The organism is Mesorhizobium sp. M1182, from assembly GCF_040318335.1.
Lineage (GTDB): Bacteria > Pseudomonadota > Alphaproteobacteria > Rhizobiales > Rhizobiaceae > Mesorhizobium.
Genome location: NZ_JAMYMD010000011.1, coordinates 73,583 through 90,462 on the forward strand (window position 1 = coordinate 73,583; position 16,880 = coordinate 90,462).

20 protein-coding genes are annotated in these 16,880 nt (G+C 63.7%); 16 read left to right on the top strand and 4 right to left on the bottom strand.

All coding sequences use genetic code 11. The features are described from left to right. Nucleotides 1-133: 133 nt before the first annotated feature. Nucleotides 134-1,543, top strand: a complete 1,410-nt coding sequence (leuC, locus tag NKH33_RS15710) for a 3-isopropylmalate dehydratase large subunit (protein WP_352470795.1) — start codon at nucleotides 134-136, stop codon at nucleotides 1,541-1,543. A gap of 58 nt (nucleotides 1,544-1,601) precedes the next feature. On the opposite strand, the gene NKH33_RS15715 is transcribed toward leuC, so the two are convergent. After that, on the bottom strand, nucleotides 1,602-1,913 hold the full coding sequence (locus tag NKH33_RS15715) for a hypothetical protein (RefSeq protein ID WP_352920459.1): 312 nt from the start codon (nucleotides 1,911-1,913) through the stop codon (nucleotides 1,602-1,604). Between the two features lie 161 nt (nucleotides 1,914-2,074). On the opposite strand from NKH33_RS15715, the gene NKH33_RS15720 reads away from it, so the two are divergent. Together NKH33_RS15720 and NKH33_RS15725 are read left to right on the top strand one after the other, a co-directional pair. Then, nucleotides 2,075-3,271 (top strand): GGDEF domain-containing protein, encoded by a 1,197-nt coding sequence (locus NKH33_RS15720; RefSeq protein WP_352767386.1) that lies wholly within the window; start codon nucleotides 2,075-2,077, stop codon nucleotides 3,269-3,271. A 75-nt stretch (nucleotides 3,272-3,346) separates the two neighbouring features. Then, complete coding sequence (locus NKH33_RS15725; RefSeq protein ID WP_352920460.1) at nucleotides 3,347-4,567, top strand: GGDEF domain-containing protein; 1,221 nt, start codon at nucleotides 3,347-3,349, stop codon at nucleotides 4,565-4,567. Here NKH33_RS15725 and NKH33_RS15730 read toward each other — a convergent pair. Next, nucleotides 4,551-4,910, bottom strand: a complete 360-nt coding sequence (locus NKH33_RS15730; protein WP_352450158.1) for a hypothetical protein — start codon at nucleotides 4,908-4,910, stop codon at nucleotides 4,551-4,553. The genes NKH33_RS15725 and NKH33_RS15730 overlap by 17 nt on opposite strands. Before the next feature lie 254 nt (nucleotides 4,911-5,164). Here NKH33_RS15730 and NKH33_RS15735 point away from each other — a divergent pair, with 254 nt between their 5' ends. The 7 genes from NKH33_RS15735 (at nucleotide 5,165) to NKH33_RS15765 (ending at nucleotide 10,560) form a co-directional block, all read left to right on the top strand. Further along, complete coding sequence (locus NKH33_RS15735; protein ID WP_352470792.1) at nucleotides 5,165-5,545, top strand: hypothetical protein; 381 nt, start codon at nucleotides 5,165-5,167, stop codon at nucleotides 5,543-5,545. A gap of 242 nt (nucleotides 5,546-5,787) precedes the next feature. After that, a complete protein-coding gene (gene sdhC / locus NKH33_RS15740; protein ID WP_292663224.1) occupies nucleotides 5,788-6,207 on the top strand; it encodes a succinate dehydrogenase, cytochrome b556 subunit in 420 nt (139 codons plus the stop codon). Nucleotide 6,208: 1 nt separating this feature from the next. Next, on the top strand, nucleotides 6,209-6,604 hold the full coding sequence (gene sdhD / locus NKH33_RS15745; protein ID WP_292663226.1) for a succinate dehydrogenase, hydrophobic membrane anchor protein: 396 nt from the start codon (nucleotides 6,209-6,211) through the stop codon (nucleotides 6,602-6,604). A 4-nt stretch (nucleotides 6,605-6,608) separates the two neighbouring features. Next, nucleotides 6,609-8,447 carry a succinate dehydrogenase flavoprotein subunit gene (sdhA, locus tag NKH33_RS15750; protein ID WP_352615442.1) on the top strand — a complete coding sequence of 613 codons (1,839 nt, stop codon included), beginning with the start codon at nucleotides 6,609-6,611 and terminating at the stop codon, nucleotides 8,445-8,447. A 1-nt stretch (nucleotide 8,448) separates the two neighbouring features. Then, complete coding sequence (locus tag NKH33_RS15755) at nucleotides 8,449-8,889, top strand: DUF3052 family protein (protein WP_352470790.1); 441 nt, start codon at nucleotides 8,449-8,451, stop codon at nucleotides 8,887-8,889. Further along, nucleotides 8,889-9,668 carry a succinate dehydrogenase iron-sulfur subunit gene (locus NKH33_RS15760; RefSeq protein WP_292663232.1) on the top strand — a complete coding sequence of 260 codons (780 nt, stop codon included), beginning with the start codon at nucleotides 8,889-8,891 and terminating at the stop codon, nucleotides 9,666-9,668. The genes NKH33_RS15755 and NKH33_RS15760 overlap by 1 nt, the downstream gene beginning before the upstream one ends. Nucleotides 9,669-9,918: 250 nt before the next feature. Then, complete coding sequence (locus tag NKH33_RS15765) at nucleotides 9,919-10,560, top strand: YceH family protein (protein WP_352920464.1); 642 nt, start codon at nucleotides 9,919-9,921, stop codon at nucleotides 10,558-10,560. A gap of 47 nt (nucleotides 10,561-10,607) precedes the next feature. Here NKH33_RS15765 and NKH33_RS15770 read toward each other — a convergent pair whose 3' ends face one another. Further along, complete coding sequence (locus NKH33_RS15770) at nucleotides 10,608-11,033, bottom strand: OsmC family protein (protein ID WP_352470788.1); 426 nt, start codon at nucleotides 11,031-11,033, stop codon at nucleotides 10,608-10,610. Nucleotides 11,034-11,255: 222 nt separating this feature from the next. Between NKH33_RS15770 and NKH33_RS15775 the strand changes: the two genes are divergently transcribed. From NKH33_RS15775 to NKH33_RS15785, 3 genes are all read left to right on the top strand, one after another. Beyond that, entirely contained in the window at nucleotides 11,256-11,495 is a 240-nt protein-coding gene (locus NKH33_RS15775; protein ID WP_352450153.1) for a hypothetical protein, read from the top strand. A gap of 2 nt (nucleotides 11,496-11,497) precedes the next feature. Beyond that, nucleotides 11,498-11,854 (top strand): YciI family protein, encoded by a 357-nt coding sequence (locus tag NKH33_RS15780; protein ID WP_352615439.1) that lies wholly within the window; start codon nucleotides 11,498-11,500, stop codon nucleotides 11,852-11,854. 143 nt (nucleotides 11,855-11,997) lie between these two features. Then, complete coding sequence (locus NKH33_RS15785; protein ID WP_352540843.1) at nucleotides 11,998-12,525, top strand: hypothetical protein; 528 nt, start codon at nucleotides 11,998-12,000, stop codon at nucleotides 12,523-12,525. Nucleotides 12,526-12,663: 138 nt separating this feature from the next. Here the strand turns inward: NKH33_RS15785 and NKH33_RS15790 are convergent, their stop codons facing one another. Then, nucleotides 12,664-13,908 carry a ubiquinone biosynthesis hydroxylase gene (locus NKH33_RS15790; RefSeq protein ID WP_352920585.1) on the bottom strand — a complete coding sequence of 415 codons (1,245 nt, stop codon included), beginning with the start codon at nucleotides 13,906-13,908 and terminating at the stop codon, nucleotides 12,664-12,666. A gap of 100 nt (nucleotides 13,909-14,008) precedes the next feature. On the opposite strand from NKH33_RS15790, the gene tesB reads away from it, so the two are divergent. The 3 genes from tesB (at nucleotide 14,009) to NKH33_RS15805 (ending at nucleotide 16,814) form a co-directional block, all read left to right on the top strand. Then, nucleotides 14,009-14,884 carry an acyl-CoA thioesterase II gene (gene tesB / locus NKH33_RS15795; RefSeq protein ID WP_031212697.1) on the top strand — a complete coding sequence of 292 codons (876 nt, stop codon included), beginning with the start codon at nucleotides 14,009-14,011 and terminating at the stop codon, nucleotides 14,882-14,884. Nucleotides 14,885-15,103: 219 nt separating this feature from the next. Beyond that, nucleotides 15,104-15,442 (top strand): P-II family nitrogen regulator, encoded by a 339-nt coding sequence (locus NKH33_RS15800; RefSeq protein WP_023679755.1) that lies wholly within the window; start codon nucleotides 15,104-15,106, stop codon nucleotides 15,440-15,442. A 49-nt stretch (nucleotides 15,443-15,491) separates the two neighbouring features. Next, nucleotides 15,492-16,814: an ammonium transporter gene (locus NKH33_RS15805; RefSeq protein ID WP_502896491.1), complete on the top strand. Its 1,323-nt coding sequence runs from the start codon at nucleotides 15,492-15,494 to the stop codon at nucleotides 16,812-16,814. Nucleotides 16,815-16,880 lie beyond the last annotated feature (66 nt).

Consider the following 16,880-nt stretch of genomic DNA (forward strand, 5'->3'; position numbering starts at 1 on the left):
CGCCTGCCGTCGCGATTTTCCGCGCGCGTCTGCGGGGCGCTGACCAGCCGACTTAGCTAGGGCGGACTCGCCAGGCTGTTTCGCCGGTCCGACCGGCGTCGTTTTCCCTTTTTAAATCGACGGATTTAAGCAAATGAGCGCACCGCGCACCCTCTACGACAAGATTTTCGACGACCATGTCGTCGACCGCCAGGACGACGGCACCTGCCTGCTCTATATCGACCGCCATCTGGTCCACGAAGTCACCAGCCCGCAGGCTTTCGAAGGCCTGCGCATGACCGGCCGCAAGGTTCGGCATCCGGAAAAGACGCTGGCCGTGGTCGACCACAATGTGTCGACCTCGCCCGAGCGCAAGTTCGGCATCAAGAACGAGGAAAGCCGCATCCAGGTCGAGGCGCTGGCCAAGAACGCCAAGGATTTCGGTATCGAATATTATTCCGAGAAGGATATCCGCCAGGGCATCGTCCACATCATCGGTCCCGAGCAAGGCTTTACGCTGCCCGGCATGACCATCGTCTGCGGCGACAGTCACACCTCGACGCATGGCGCGTTCGGGGCGCTGGCGCATGGCATCGGCACCTCGGAAGTCGAGCATGTGCTGGCGACGCAGACGCTGATCCAGCGCAAGGCCAAGAACATGCTGGTGCGCGTCGACGGCGCACTGCCGGAAGGCGTCACCGCCAAGGACATCATCCTCGCCATCATCGGCGAGATCGGCACGGCCGGCGGCACCGGCTATGTCATCGAATATGCGGGCGAGGCAATCCGTGCGCTGTCGATGGAAGGCCGCATGACGATCTGCAACATGTCGATCGAAGCCGGCGCGCGCGCCGGCCTGATCGCGCCCGACGAGACCACCTTCGCCTATGTCAAGGACAAGCCGCGCGCCCCCAAGGGCGAAGCCTGGGACGCCGCGCTCGCCTACTGGAAGACGCTGCAGTCCGACGAAGGCGCGCATTTCAACAAGGTGGTCGTGCTCGACGCGGCAAAGCTGCCGCCGATCGTCTCCTGGGGCTCCTCGCCCGAGGACGTGGTCTCGGTGCAAGGCATCGTGCCGAACCCGGACGACATCACTGATGAGAACAAGCGCACCTCCAAGCAGCGCGCACTCGACTATATGGGCCTGAAGCCGGGCACCAAGATCACCGATATCGAACTCGATCGCGTCTTCATCGGCTCCTGCACCAATGGCCGCATCGAGGATCTGCGCGCCGCCGCCAAGGTGATCGAGGGCAGACAAGTCAATCCGCGGGTCAGTGCGATGATCGTGCCGGGCTCCGGCTTGGTCAAGGAACAGGCAGAGGCCGAAGGCCTCGACAAGATCTTTGTCGCCGCCGGCTTTGACTGGCGTGAGCCGGGCTGCTCGATGTGCCTTGCCATGAACGACGACCGGCTGAAGCCGCATGAGCGCTGCGCCTCGACCTCGAACCGCAATTTCGAAGGGCGCCAAGGCTTCAAGGGCCGGACCCATCTGGTGTCGCCGGCAATGGCCGCGGCGGCGGCGATCGCCGGCCATTTCGTCGACATCCGCGAGTGGAAATAGGGCAGGCGCGCGCAGTCGGATATGAGGAGCCCGAGGCGCAATGCGGTTCGGGCATTCTTCAGTCGGGCCGCCTGACGAATTCGTGGAATCCCTCACGGCGGCCGGGTTGGTCCTTTGCGACGACCAGCGCCAGTTGGCGCTCGTCGAAGAGTTTGAACCATTCATCCCATTCGACCAGTTCGTAGCCGCCGGCATTGACCGGACGTTCGGCCTCATCCTGGTCCTGATAGGCATGCTGGCCGAAGACCAGCCTCAGCATGGGCTGCGTTCCGGCTTCGGGCGACACGTCGACGATCGCCGGAAAGCCGGCGCGTGCCGCGGCCCATGAGCGAATTGCATCGTGATCGGTCAGCATGATCGCGTCGGCCATCGGAGCGTCTCCTGGTTGCCGTCGTGAAACGCCGCTCGCCGTTCGCGGTTCCGCCCAGCGGCTTTGTCGACGCACCTGTCGTATATTCGCTTTCGCTTAACCGCTTGTTTGGGCTTCCGCTCTAAGGTCCTCCAAGGGGAAGCGAGGGGAAATTACAGCGCTTGGACACCGGCCTGCTCATAGCGCTGCTCAATCCAGGCATCGCCCTCACACTCGGCGCGGCATTTCTCGTGCTGTGGTTCTATCAGCGCCACCGTCCCTATCTGGCTGTGCTGGCGGCGGGCTACTCGGCCTCGGCCGCAGGCTTCCTGCTCCAGTATTTCACGCTGCCGGTCGGCATGGCGCCGACCAAGCTCATCTCGATCCTGTGCTTCACCTTCGCCACCTGCTGTCTCGCCGGCGCGGTCATTGCGCGCTATGGGCGGCGCGTGCCTTACCCGGCGGTCGGCATTCTGGCCTGCGGCGGCCTGGCCGCGTTCTCGTGGTTTCTTTTTGCCCGGCCGGATCTCACCTGGCGCATCCTTGCCATCAATTTCAGCTTCGGCGGCATCAGCCTGGTTGTCGCCGCCGAGTTGCGCGTGGTGCGCAACAACGGCCCGACAGAAATGATCCTGTTCGTGCTGTCGCTGCTTTCCGGCCTGAACTTCCTGGCGCGGACGCTTGCCGTCGTCATCGCGCATGGGCCGTTCACCAGCTATGAAGGGCTTTACTCCTCGTCCTACTGGACGACGGCTCTGCTGTCGCATGCATTGCTGTCGCTGCTTATTGCGCTTTGCCTGTTCGGCGCCGCCGCGCTCGATGTGATGAAGGCCCTGAAGACCGAAACCCTGACAGACCCGCTGTCGGGCCTGCTCAACCGCCGCGGCTTCGAGGAGCGCGCCATGCTTGTCCTGCAGCACTGTGCCACGGCGCAATTGCCGGTTGCTCTGGTGCTTGCCGATCTCGATCATTTCAAGGCGCTCAACGATCAACATGGCCACGCGGCCGGCGATCGCGTCATCGCCGACTTCGCTGCCAAGCTTCTGTCGGCTGCAGGTACGCGCGGCGTTGCCGGCCGCATCGGCGGCGAAGAGTTCGCCGTGCTTTTGCCGCTCAGCGACCTTGGCGCGGCAAGACTGTTTGCCGAAACCATTCGCACGCTCTATTCGGCGGACAGAATCGACGGGCTTCCGCCCGAGACAAGAGTGACCGCCAGCTTCGGCGTGGCCGCCCGCGCCAGCGACGAAGGGCTGGACCCGCTGATGCGCCGCGCCGACGAAGCGCTCTACAGAGCCAAAAGGAGTGGCCGCGACAGCGTATGCCTGTCCTATCAGCGGCCTGAGACGGTCGTCCTTCCCAATAGGACCAGTGCTGGCTGAGCGTCAGCGACGGCTTCGAATTAACGTCTTTTTCGCGCGTTGGTGATTTGCTGTTCGGGGGAGTGCCAAAACGCCATGGGCAGCGCTAATTTCATCCTGCTGATCAACCTGTTCGTTGCCGGGCTGCTGGCGGCGGCCTTCATGACGATCACGGTCTATGACGCCGGCCGGGTGTCGGCACGCTGGCTGGCGTTCGGCTATGTGCTCGGCACGGCTTATTTCGCGATCGAGTTCAGCATTCCTGCCTTCGACAATGCGCGCCCCGTGGTTGTCGCCGCCTTTGCCGCCTTCCTTGGCGCTACCGTCGCCTTCAATGGCGGGCTTGCCCATAAATACCGCGTTTCGCCGCCTTGGCCGCCGATGCTGTTCTTCCTGGTCTTCGCCACCCTCGCGGTCTACTTCGTGCAGGACCTGCCACGCCAATCCTTTGTGCGAATGGCGGCCTACCAGCTTCCCTATGCGGCCATGCAGTTCACCGGGCTGGCGATCGTCTTGTCGTCCAGGCAAAGACGCGAGCAGCTCGACTATATGCTGATGGCTGTCCTGGCGGCCAGCACCTTGCAGTTCGCCAGCAAACCCTTCATCGCCCATGCGCTTGGTGGCTGGGGTGCCAACCCGCAATCTTATGCGCAGACCAGCTATGCGTTGGTGTCGCAGTCGGTCGGCACCGTGTTCGGCCTGGCGCTTGCGCTGGTGACATTGGCTATCCTGGTCCGCGACGTGCTCGCCGAGGCGACGTCGAAATCGGAAACCGACACGCTTTCGCGGCTGCTCAACCGTGGCGGCTTCGAGCGCCATGCCGAGATCGCACTGCGTGACGCCATGCGGCGCGCCGTTCCAGCGGCACTGGTCATTGCCGATCTCGACCATTTCAAGCGCATCAACGATACTTACGGCCACGCGTCGGGCGATCGGGTCATCGAGACCTTTGCCGGTTTTCTCCGCGATGCCGCGGCCGACCATCATGTCGCCGGCCGCATCGGCGGCGAGGAATTCGCGATTTTCCTGCCGGGGACCAATCTAGCCGCCGCCCGGCTCTTTGCCGAGGGCACGCGGAGCGCCTTCGGTGCCACGCCGATCGACTGCCTGCCCGCGGATCACCGCTGCAGCGCCAGCTTCGGCGTTGCCGAGCTTGGTCCGGGCGAAAGCTTTTCCGACCTGCTGCGGCGCGCCGACAAAGCGCTCTATCAGGCGAAGGGCAGCGGTCGCGATTGCGTGCGTGTCTCGGTGGGGCCGGCTGTTGCCCTGCCGGCGCCGTCAACCAAGGGCGGCATGGCCGTCAGCGGCAGGGGCTGAGCTCCGGCATTTCGCCGTCGGAGAGGCCGTACATATAGCTGCGGCCCTTGACGAAAACCGGCGGCCTATAGCAGTCGCCGCCGCGGACATCGTCCGATTCGTTTTCGTAGATCACGTCGGGCTGGCCGGCGCTGGTGTAGTCGGACAATTCCTTGGCCAGCTTGCCCTCGCCAACGAGGATACGCTTGTAGCCGGCGGCGCTGTCGATGACGAGATTGCCGAAGGAATCGGCATAGACGCGGTCATGATGGCGCGTCCCGGCGAATGCCGGTGCGACGACGCCGACGGCGAGCGCCGCCAATAGGAACCAGGGAAGGCGCGATCCTGCTGAATTCGAATGCATGGCGTGCTGCTCCAGTTGCTGAGAGGCAAGCCTCCTCGAATCAGAAATTAACCTTTTATTAACCTTTGTTAAGAGGGCAACCGCAGCACGGGCGAGGTCTCGGAAAATATGGTTAATACCCGATCGCCCACCGGCCATCATTCGGCCACGCCTTGTTCCCACCATTCCCAGCATCGGGCGCGACTCAAAAAGCATGAAATCCGGTGGCTTGCCGGAGCATCGCGGCGGGCTCGATACGCGGTGGGGAAGGCAGCATGAGATTACGCCGCACGTTTCGGATGGCGCTGGCCATTCCGCCGCTGCTGGCTGCAGCCGCCTGCGCGCCGCAGACCAGCGCGCCCAAGCTCGGCAACACGGCCGCCGCTTCCGTGTCGCTTGCTCCGGCTGCTAGCGAACCGACGGCACCGCAGCCGCGCACAGCTACTTACAACTGCGCCGACGGCAGCGTGATGACCATCGAGAATCTCGGCACGTCGGTGCGCGTCCTCGGCCAGAACGGCGCCAGCGCCGAGCTGCCGGCCTCACCGGCCAATCAGACCAGCCGTTACGGCGAGGCGCATGACGCAATCGTGATCGATGGGCGTGAGGCGCTGGTGATGAAGGGCGGTGCACCACCGCTGGCCTGCAAGCGCTGATCCGCCCCTTGCGCCAGCCATATTTTGCAGTGCGGCGACATTGTGCCGGCGCAAGGCGACAGCCCTAATCGATTGAAGCTGAAAGCCTGGCTTTCATCAGACTAAATTACGTTTTCGAAACGGTTTTCCGGCTTTGACGCGGTGCAAAAAGAGCATTAGAAACCGGCTGTCCGAAGTCGCAACCGGAAGCGGTAATGCCGCATTCCCACCTGAGGCTCCAGAGACGCCGAACTGGGGGAGCCATGAGCAAATCACCAGCCACCCGCGAATTTGCCAGGCGTGAACGGCCGCTTTCGCCGCATCTGACCGTCTATCGGCCGCCGATCACCATGACGATGTCGATCGTCCACCGCATCACCGGCGGGGCGCTCTATTTCGGCACGCTGCTGGTCGCGCTGTGGCTGATGGCGGCGGCGAGCTCGGAGGCGACCTTCAACGCCGTAAACTGGGCCTTCGGCTCGTGGCTGGGACGGCTGGTGCTGTTCGGCTACAGCTGGGCGCTGATGCACCACATGCTGGGCGGTGTGCGCCATCTTATCTGGGACACTGGGGCAGGGCTGGAAAAGCATACGGCATCGAGGATCGCCTGGGCGACGCTTGCCGGCTCGGTCACGCTGACGCTGCTGATCTGGATCGCCGGCTACATGGCGCGGGGAGCCTGACATGAACGGCAAGAACACCGACATGCGCACGCCGCTGGCCAAGGTCCGCGGCCTCGGTTCCGCCCGCGAGGGCACCGGCCATTTCTGGCGCCAGCGGCTGACGGCGATCTCCAATATCCCGCTGGTCCTGTTCTTCGTCGGCTTCCTGATCGCACTCAACGGCGCCAGCTATCTCGAGGTGCGCGCCGCACTTGCCAATCCGTTCGTTGCACTGGTGCTGGCGCTGGTGCTGTTGTCGGTGCTCTACCACATGCGGCTCGGCATGCAGGCGATCATCGAAGACTATGTGCATGGCGAAGGCACCAGGCTGGCGCTGCTCGCCCTCAACACATTCTTTCCCGTAGTCGTCGGCGTCGCTTCGGTCTTCGCCCTGCTTAAACTGGCATTTGGAGGCTGATTTTTTGGCCAAGGACGCGAAGAACGCCAACACGGCTTCCGCCTATAGCTATGTCGATCACAAATTCGACGTCGTGGTCGTCGGCGCCGGCGGCGCCGGCCTGCGCGCCGCGCTCGGCATGGCCGAGCAGGGCCTGCGCACCGCCTGCATCACCAAAGTGTTCCCGACGCGCTCGCATACGGTTGCGGCGCAGGGCGGCATCGCCGCCTCGCTCGCCAATATGGGTCCCGACAACTGGCAGTGGCATCTCTTCGACACCGTCAAAGGCTCAGATTGGCTGGGCGACACCGACGCTCAAGAATACATGGTGCGCGAAGCGCCGGCGGCGGTCTACGAGCTCGAGCACTACGGCGTTCCCTTCAGCCGCACCGAGGACGGGAAAATCTACCAGCGGCCGTTCGGCGGAATGATGATGAATTTCGGCGAGGGGCCGCCGGTGCAGCGCACCTGTGCGGCCGCCGACCGCACCGGCCACGCCATGCTGCACACGCTCTACGGCCAGTCGCTGAAGCACAATGCGCAGTTCTTCATCGAGTATTTCGCGCTCGACCTGATCATGGAGCCGGACGGCACCTGCACCGGCGTCGTCGCCTGGAACCTCGACGACGGCACCATCCACCGCTTTTCGGCCAAGATGGTGGTGCTGGCGACCGGCGGCTATGGCCGCGCCTATTTCTCGGCCACCTCGGCGCATACCTGCACCGGCGATGGCGGCGGCATGGCCGCACGCGCAAGCCTGCCGCTGCAGGATATGGAGTTCGTGCAGTTCCACCCGACCGGCATATACGGCGCCGGCTGCCTGATCACCGAGGGCGCGCGCGGCGAGGGCGGCTATCTCGTCAATTCCGAGGGCGAGCGCTTCATGGAGCGCTACGCGCCGTCAGCCAAGGATCTGGCTTCGCGCGACGTGGTCTCGCGCTGCATGACGCTGGAAATCCGCGAGGGCCGCGGCGTCGGCCCGAAGAAGGATCACATTTTCCTGCATCTCGACCATCTCGACCCGGCCGTTCTGCACGAGAGGCTTCCGGGTATTTCGGAATCGGCAAAGATCTTTGCCGGCGTCGACCTGACCAAGGAGCCGATCCCGGTGCTGCCGACGGTCCACTACAATATGGGCGGCGTGCCGACCAATTACTGGGGCGAGGTGCTGAACCCGACGGCGTCGAATCCGGACCAGGTGTCGCCCGGGTTGATGGCGGTCGGCGAAGCCGGCTGCGCCTCGGTGCACGGTGCTAACCGGCTGGGCTCCAACTCGCTGATCGACCTGGTGGTGTTCGGCCGTGCGGCGGCAATCCGGGCCGGCCAGGTGATCGACCGCACATCGGCGATCCCTTCGCCCAACGAGGCCGCCGTCGAAAAGATCATGGACCGCTTCGACCGGCTGCGTCACGCCAACGGCTCGACGCCGACCGCGGTGTTGCGCGAAAAGATGCAGAAGGCGATGCAGGAGGACGCGGCGGTGTTCCGCACCCAGGACTCGCTGGAAAGCGGCTGCAGGCGCATTTCCCAGATCTGGGGTGAACTCGGCGACGTCAAGGTGTTTGACCGCTCGATGATCTGGAACTCCGACCTGGTCGAGACGCTGGAGCTGGAAAACCTGATGGCCAACGCCATCACCACCGTCTACGGCGCCGAGGCGCGCAAGGAAAGCCGCGGCGCGCACGCGCGGGAGGACTTTTCGGCCCGCGACGACGCCAACTGGCGCAAGCATACGCTGGCCCGGCTCAACGAGGCCGGCGAGGTGGCGCTCACCTACCGGCCGGTGCACACCGAAACGCTGCTCAAGGAAGCAGACGGCGGCATCAACCCGGCCAAGATCGCGCCGAAGGCCAGGGTGTATTGAGATGAGGCTGCTGGCGGTTGCGGGATATTCCGGCACGCCCCTTCCGGCCAAGCTCGGCCTGAAGGACGGGATGATTGCCGCTTTCGTCGCCTTGCCGGCCGAACTCGAGGATTTGGCCGAAGCCGTGGATTTTGCCGAGCTCGATCGGCTGGCCAACTGGTCGGCGATTTCGGGCGTTCATGAGAAATACGATGCCGTACATGCTTTCACCCGGCAGCGTGTCGAGATCGAGGACCGTCTTGGCGACGTCGAAGCGGCAATCAAGCGGGACGGCATGGTCTGGGTGTCATGGCCGAAGAAGGCATCGAAAGTGCCGACCGACGTCACCGAGGACGTTATCCGCACAGAGGCGCTGAAGCTCGACCTTGTCGACGTCAAGGTCGCCGCCGTGAACGAGATCTGGTCCGGGCTGAAGCTCGTCATCCGAAAGGACCTGAGGTAATGGTCGAACTCACGCTTCCGAAAAACTCGAAGATCATGGCCGGAAAAACTTGGCCGAAGCCGGAGGGCGCGACCAACCTGCGCGAATATCGCATCTACCGCTGGTCGCCGGACGATGACGAGAACCCGCGCATGGATACGTATTTCGTCGACATGGACGATTGCGGGCCGATGGTGCTCGACGCGCTGCTCTGGATCAAGAACAAGATCGATCCGACGCTGACGCTGCGCCGCTCCTGCCGCGAAGGCATTTGCGGCTCGTGCGCCATGAACATCGACGGGTCGAACACGCTGGCCTGCACCAAGGGCTGCGACGACATTTCCGGCGCGATCAAGGTCTATCCGCTACCGCACATGGCCGTGGTCAAGGACCTGGTGCCCGACCTCACCAATTTCTACGCCCAGCACGCCTCGATCGAGCCGTGGCTGAAGACGGTGTCGCCCGAGCCGGCCAAGGAATGGCTGCAGAGCCATGAGGACCGCGAAAAGCTCGACGGGCTCTACGAGTGCATATTGTGCGCCTGCTGCTCGACCTCCTGCCCGAGCTACTGGTGGAACGGCGAGCGCTATCTCGGCCCGGCGACGCTGCTGCAGGCCTATCGCTGGCTGATCGATTCCAGGGACGAGGCGACGGGCGAGCGGCTCGACAATCTCGAAGACCCGTTCCGGCTCTATCGCTGCCACACCATCATGAACTGCGCCCAGACTTGCCCCAAGGGGCTCAACCCGGCCAAGGCGATCGCCGAGATCAAGAAGATGATGGTGGAGCGACGGGTTTAGGCGGCGGGCGGGTTGCAGCCGAGATCGTCTCGTCCGCAGCGATCCTTCGCGCCCCCCTCTGTCCTGCCGGACATCTCCCCCCTTGAGGCCTCTTGAGGGGGGAGATTAGCAGCTTGGAGGACAGCGCCCTTTCTGCAGCCTTGAAAAGTGGCGAAGCGGTGATGACAGCCAATCTCCCCACTAGAGGGGGAGATGTCCGGCAGGACAGAGGGGGGCGCTGTCCCGCCGAGTTCGAAAGGATAGCAAACTTATGACCGATTCCGACCTTCCCATCCTCTCTCCCATCGAAGCCCGCGTGCTCGGCTGCCTGATCGAGAAGAAGGAGCTGACGCCGGACGTCTATCCGCTGACGCTCAATGCGGCAAATGCGGCGGCCAACCAGAAGACGGCGCGCGAGCCGGTAATGTCGGTCGAGCTTGCCGAGGTCAGGCGGGCGCTTGGCCAGCTGGAGCAGAAGGGCCTCGTCAGGCAAGTGTTCGCGTCGCGCGTCGAGCGCTACGAGCATATCGTGGCGCAGCGCTTTTCCCTGACCTCGGCGCAGATCGCGCTGCTCGGCCTGTTGCTGCTGCGCGGCCCGCAGACGGCCTATGAATTGCTGGCGCGAAGCGAGCGCATGGCGCGGCTGCCGTCGATCGACGAGCTTCGCGGCAATCTCGATCTGCTGATCGGCCGCCGGCCACCGCTGGTGCAGCAGATCGATCGCGGCCCAGGCCAGCGCGAGGATCGCTACGTCCATCTGCTCAGCGGGCCGCCGCAGCTGTCGGCTGCCGCAGCACCCCTGCAGTCGTCCTCGCCGGCGTCGGATATGGAAATGCGCGTGCGGGCCCTCGAGGAGGAGGTCGCGGCATTGCGCGCCCGCCTCGACGCGCTCGTTGGCGAAAAAAGCCAATAATCATTCGAGAGGGGGCGCGAAGGATCGCCCGCTTCGCAGACCAGCTCTCACCCGAGCCTGGCGTCGAGCGATACTTTGATGGCGCCGAGCGCTTTCGAGACCGGGCATTCGGCCTTGGCCTTCTCGGCCAATTCCTTGAACTTGGCGGCATCAATGCCCGGTACCTTGCCGACCAGCGTGATCGCGCTGCCGGTGATGCCGGTGCCGGGGACCAGCGTTACCACGGCCTTGGCGTCGAGCTCGGCAGCCGGAGTGCCGTTCTCGGCGAGAAAATGCGAAAGCTGCATGGCGTAGCAGCCGGCATGGGCGGCGGCGATCAGCTCTTCCGGGTTTGTGCCGGATTTGCCGCTTTCATCCTCGAAACGCGTCTTGGCCGAATAGGGTGTGCCCTTCAGCACCCCGCTCTGGGTTTCGAGTGTGCCCTTGCCTTCCTTGAAACTGCCTTTCCAAACGGCGTTGGCGGTGCGGTCCATCAATTCCTCCTTGATTGTCGTGGCTGAGCCCGTGATCGGCATCCAGTCGACTATAGCGCGCGCGGGAGCGAAGGCCACCCACGCTTTCGTATCGGCGGCGGCGTGACACATCATGTCGAGCGAAAAAAATTCGAAAAAAATATGCGTGCAAAAATGTCGACTTCCATCTGTCCCGGCCGTCCTGCGGGCGGCCATGGACTTGGTGGCCGGATGGAGGACCACATGAACAATCTGTTTTCTGCTCACTGGACAAGCACCGGCCACAGGGCCGGTGAACAACAAGCCGACTGGTCGCGCCTGCAGCCTTCCGGCTTCGGCCGACTGCTTGCGGCGATTGCCATCATTGGGATTGCGGTATCTCTTCTCGACTATGCTGCGGCCGGTCTCGATTCTGCGGCAGGCAAGGGCTCCGCGGAGATTTCCGTAGCCTCGTCTTCGGCTTCAAGCCAGGAATGGAGATAAAAATGAAGTATGTTTGCCTAGTCTATGGTGAAGAAAAAGATCTCTACGCAATGACCCCCGAGAGGCTGGCCAAGCTCGACGCCGATTCGATGGCCCATGACCGGTCATTGGACCAACGCGGGATGCTGATCATCGCGCAGGCGCTGCAATCGGTGCAGACGTCGAAAACCGTTCGCAGGCGCAAGGGCAAGCGGCTGGTCACCGACGGCCCCTTCGCCGAAACCAAGGAGCAGTTGCTCGGTTTCGTCATGATCGAGGCCGAGAGCCTCGATGAGGCGCTGGAGATCGCGGGCGAGATTCCGCTGGCCGAAATCGGCACGATCGAGGTGCGGGCGATCTACAACGTGCCGGGGTCGTAGGGATGTCCCGATAAGATCCTTAGCAAAGTGATGGCGGCCGGCGACTGGCGCGGGCTGTCGTTTTCTTCAATCGGCGCAACTTTTGCGTGTTGAAGCGAAGCAATACTTCTCCTATCGTCGCCCGAGATTGGGGGATCTTGGGCATGCATATATTGATTGCTGCAATCGGCCTGCTGGGGGCGGCGGCGTTCTGGTGGTACCGGCTGAAGACCATGAACGACGCGGCGCGTGAGGTTGCCGACGTGGTTGGCCGCGTCCAGGGCAACGTCCGCCGCAAGAAACTGCGCAAGCAGGCGGCGCTCTCGCCGCTGACGGCGATCGACGATCCGGTCGTCGCCGCCGCGACGCTGATCACCGCCATCGTTTCCGAACATGGTCCTGTGCTGCCGCAACGCGAAGCTGCCATTCGATCGGTGATCTCGGAGATTGCCGACAAAAAACAGACCGATGAAGCGGTGATCTACGCCAAATGGGCGGCATCGCAAATCGACGACGCCACGGTGGTCATCGACAAGCTGGCACCGTTCCTGCGCGAACGGCTCGACGCGGCCGAAAGGAGCGATCTGCTGCGGATGGTCAGCCGTGCGGCGGAAGCCGGCGGTCAAAACCTGCAAATTCCCGACCAGCGCATGCTGCGGCTGCGCCAGAAGCTGGGCTTCGAGGTCAACTAAGTTCCCTGACACGGAAATTTGGCAGACCGCATGGCGATCAAGCCGAGACGCCTGATCGCTTCGTCATCCTGGGTTCTTCTCTCCGCTTCGCGTCGCTACGCCCAGGGATGACGAAGTTGGGGAAGCTTCAGGGCCTGTTTAGATCGCCTCGCCCTTCAACAGTTTCGGCGTGTCGCCGGACAGACCCGACGCCTGGCGGATGAAAAACCCCTTCAGCCGGGGCATGCGCTCGACGAGGCCGAGGCCGATGTCGCGCAAAGTGCGCAGCGGGCCGAAATCGTTGGAAAACATCCGGTTCAGCACATCGGTGGTGATGCCCATCTGCACCGTGTCGAAACGCCGCCATTGCTGGTAGCGCTCGAGCACGTCGAGCGCGCCGATGTCCTGGCCGAGCCGGTCGGCCTCGACCACCACTTCGGCCAGCGCCGCCACGTCCTTGAAGCCGAGATTGAGACCCTGGCCGGCGATCGGGTGGATGCCGTGGGCGGCGTCGCCGGCCAAGGCGATGCGCGGCGCGACGAAGGCGCGCGCAATGATCAGCCCGAGCGGCCAGGCACGCGGCTTGTCGGCGAGATGGATTTCGCCGAGTTTCAGGCCAAAGCGCTGCTCGAGCTCATATTCCAGGACCAGCGTGTCGCCACTGACCAGTTTCTCGGCATCCTGCGACCGTTCGACCCAGACGATCGACGAGCGGTTGGTGCCGTCCTTGCCCGGCTTGAGCGGCAGCGTGGCAAACGGGCCTGCGGGGAGGAAATGCTCTTCGGCGCGGCCGTTGTGCGGCCGCTCGTGCGCCACCGTGCAGACGATGCCGGACTGGCCATACTCCCATTTCACCGTCTTGATGCCGGCCATGTCGCGCAGCTTCGAATTGACGCCGTCGGCGGCAACCAGCAGCCGCGCCTTCAGCGTCGCGCCGTCGGCAAGATGCACGGTGATGCCGGCGCCGTTGATGTCGAAGGCGCTGACGGCGACGCCTTCGATGATGCCGATGCCGAGTTGTTCGGCGCGCCGGCGCAAGGCGCCGTTCAAATCCTTGTTGGCGACCATATGCGCAAAGGGTTCGCCGGGCGCGACCTCGCCGTCGAAAGTGAGGAACACCGGGCGGACCGGATCGGATGTGCGCGAATCGGTGACGATCATTTCGGTGATCGCCTGCGCCCCCGGCGCGATCTCGTTCCAGACGCCGAGCTGGTCGAGCATGCGGCACGCGGCGGCGGCAATCGCCGAGGCGCGGCCGTCCTTCCGCCAGACCCTGGCGGGTGCTGCATCGACGACGGCGACGGCGAGGCTCGGCCGCGCCTGCTTCAGCGACACGGCGGCGGCTAGGCCGACATAACCGGCGCCGGCGACCAGAACGTCGAGCGAATTCTTGCTGTCGACCATGGCAATTCCTTTCGCAGCCTGACTGTCGCCGGGCATTCCGCCCTTGACTGCCCGCTGTTCCTGTCGGAAACCGCCATGGTAATTTAGCGGCGAGGTCAAGATGACGGCAGCCATGGACGAGCTTCTCGGCATTCTCGACCTCGAGCAGCTGGAACACAACCTGTATCGTGGTCGCAGCCCCAAGCTCGATTGGCAGCGCATCTTCGGCGGCCAGACCATCGCCCAGGCGCTGGTCGCCGCGCAGCGAACGGTCGAGCCCGAGCGCCACGTGCATTCGCTGCATGGCTATTTCATGCGGCCGGGCGACACCAAGGTGCCTATCATCTACGAGGTCGACCGCATCCGTGACGGCGGCTCCTTCACCACGCGCCGCGTCGTGGCGATCCAGCACGGCCAGGCGATCTTTTCGCTGGAAGCCTCGTTCCAGCAGGATGAGGTCGGCCTGGAACATCAGGTGCCGATGCCGCAGGACGTGCCGGCGCCCGACACGTTGCTGTCGCAGCGCGAATTGCTGGGCAAGTTCGGCGAAGCCGTGCCCGACGGCATCAAGCGCTATTGGGAGCGCGACCGGCCGATCGAGATGAAGCCGGTGATGCTGAAGCATTATACCAGCCGGGAAAAGCTCGAGCCGAAGCAGAACATCTGGATCCGCACCACCGGCCCGGTGCCGGCCGACCGCGCCACGCAGGCGGCCGTGCTCGCTTACCTCTCGGATATGACGCTGCTCGACACCTCGACCTTTGCTCATGGCCGCGCCATTTTCGATCGTGATATCCAGGCAGCCAGCCTCGACCACGCCATGTGGTTCCACCGCAGCCATCCGCTCGACGACTGGATGCTGTACACGCAAGACAGTCCGTCGACGCAAGGATCGCGTGGCTTTACCCGCGGCTCGCTGTTTGCCCGCGACGGCACCTTGATCGCCTCGGTTGCCCAAGAAGGACTCATCCGGCTGAAGCGGCCGCCTGCGGAGTAGGCATTTTTCGAAATTTGCCTATTTTTTAAGCATATGCACTGCCGCGCCTGTGAACAGGCAGCTGCCAGACCTTCTCGATTTCGTTGTTTAACAACAGCTTAACACCCTGCTTCGGCAATTGGCACGGAGCTTGAATCCTAGCGGGCACTCTCCGGCTCTCATGGGGATCGGCGAAGTCGTGCAAACGCGGGGACCCGCAACAGCAAAGGGTGAAACCTTATGAAGATCGTGATGGCAATCATAAAGCCGTTCAAGCTCGACGAGGTGCGCGAGGCGCTCACCGCAGTCGGCATCCAGGGCCTGACCGTCACCGAAGTAAAAGGCTACGGACGTCAGAAGGGTCACACGGAAATCTATCGCGGGGCGGAATACGCGGTCAGCTTCCTGCCGAAGATCAAGATCGAAGTCGCGGTCGCTGTCGACATGGTCGACAAGGCCGTCGAAGCCATCACCGCGGCGGCCAAGACCGGCCAGATCGGCGACGGCAAGATCTTCGTTTTCGGCATCGACCAGGCGGTGCGCATTCGCACCGGCGAAACAGACACCGACGCGCTTTGAGCTGCGGATACGTATTCCAATGGAGAGTTCAATGAATATTCCTTCCACCTTGAAGATAACGGGACGCGCGGCCGTTTTAAGTTCGCTCGCTCTCGCTGCACTGGGCTCGGTTGCTGCGTTCGCGCAGGAAGCGGCACCGGCGGCACCGGCTGCCCCTGCGCCCGCGCTCGACACCGGCAACACAGCCTGGATGCTGACCTCGACGGCGCTGGTGCTGATGATGACCGTACCGGGCCTGGCGCTGTTTTATGGCGGCATGGTGCGCAAAAAGAACGTGCTCGCCACCATCATGCAGAGCTTTGCCATCACCTGCCTGGTGACGGTGCTGTGGTTCATGTTCGGCTACTCGCTGGCCTTCTCGGATGGCGGCGGCATGAATGCCTATCTCGGCGGCTTCTCGAAGTTCTTCCACAACGGCATCACCACCTCCTCGCTGTGGCTGCCGGGCGTGGCGAACATTCCTGAGTTCGTCTTCTCGATGTTCCAGATGACCTTCGCCATCATTACGCCGGCGCTGATTGCCGGCGCCTTCGCCGAACGCATGAAGTTCTCGGCGCTGCTCATCTTCATGGGCGCGTGGCTGCTGGTGGTCTACGCCCCGATCGCGCACTGGGTGTGGGGCGGCGGCTTCCTCGGCACAGCCGGCGTTCTCGATTTCGCCGGCGGCACGGTCGTTCACATCAACGCCGGCGTTGCCGGCCTGGTCTGCGCGCTGGTTCTCGGCAAACGTGAAGGCTACGGCACCACCAACATGGCGCCGCACAACCTCGTCTACTCCGTCATCGGCGCTTCGCTGCTGTGGGTCGGCTGGTTCGGCTTCAACGCCGGCTCGGAACTGGCCGCCGACGGCCTTGCCGGTGCCGCGATGCTGAACACCCAGGTTGCCGCTGCCGCCGCGGCGCTCGCCTGGATGTTCGCCGAATGGATCGTCGCCAAGAAGCCGAGCGTGCTTGGCATCATCTCGGGCGCCGTCGCCGGCCTGGTCGCGGTGACGCCGGCTTCCGGTTTCGTCAATCCGACCGGCGCCTTCATCGTCGGCATCGTCGCCGGCGTGCTCTGCTACGTCTCGGCCGTCAAGCTCAAGCACGCGTTCGGCTATGACGACTCGCTCGATGCATTCGGCGTGCACGGCATCGGCGGCATCATCGGTGCACTGCTGACCGGCGTGCTCGCCGATCCGGCGATCAACAGCCTTGGCTCGGGTGCCTCTGTCGGCAAGCAGCTCTACGGTATCGTCTTCACCATCCTGTGGACGGCGATCGCGAGCTTCGTGATCCTCTATATCGTCAAGGCGCTGGTCGGCCTGCGTCCTTCCACCCAGGAAGAGGTCGAAGGCCTCGACATCAGCCAGCACGGCGAAGTGGTGCCGTGAGGTTTATTGGCTGGCACCGGCGTTTTGCCGGTGCCGGGAAGATCCCGTCGTGATGTTCCCGAAAGG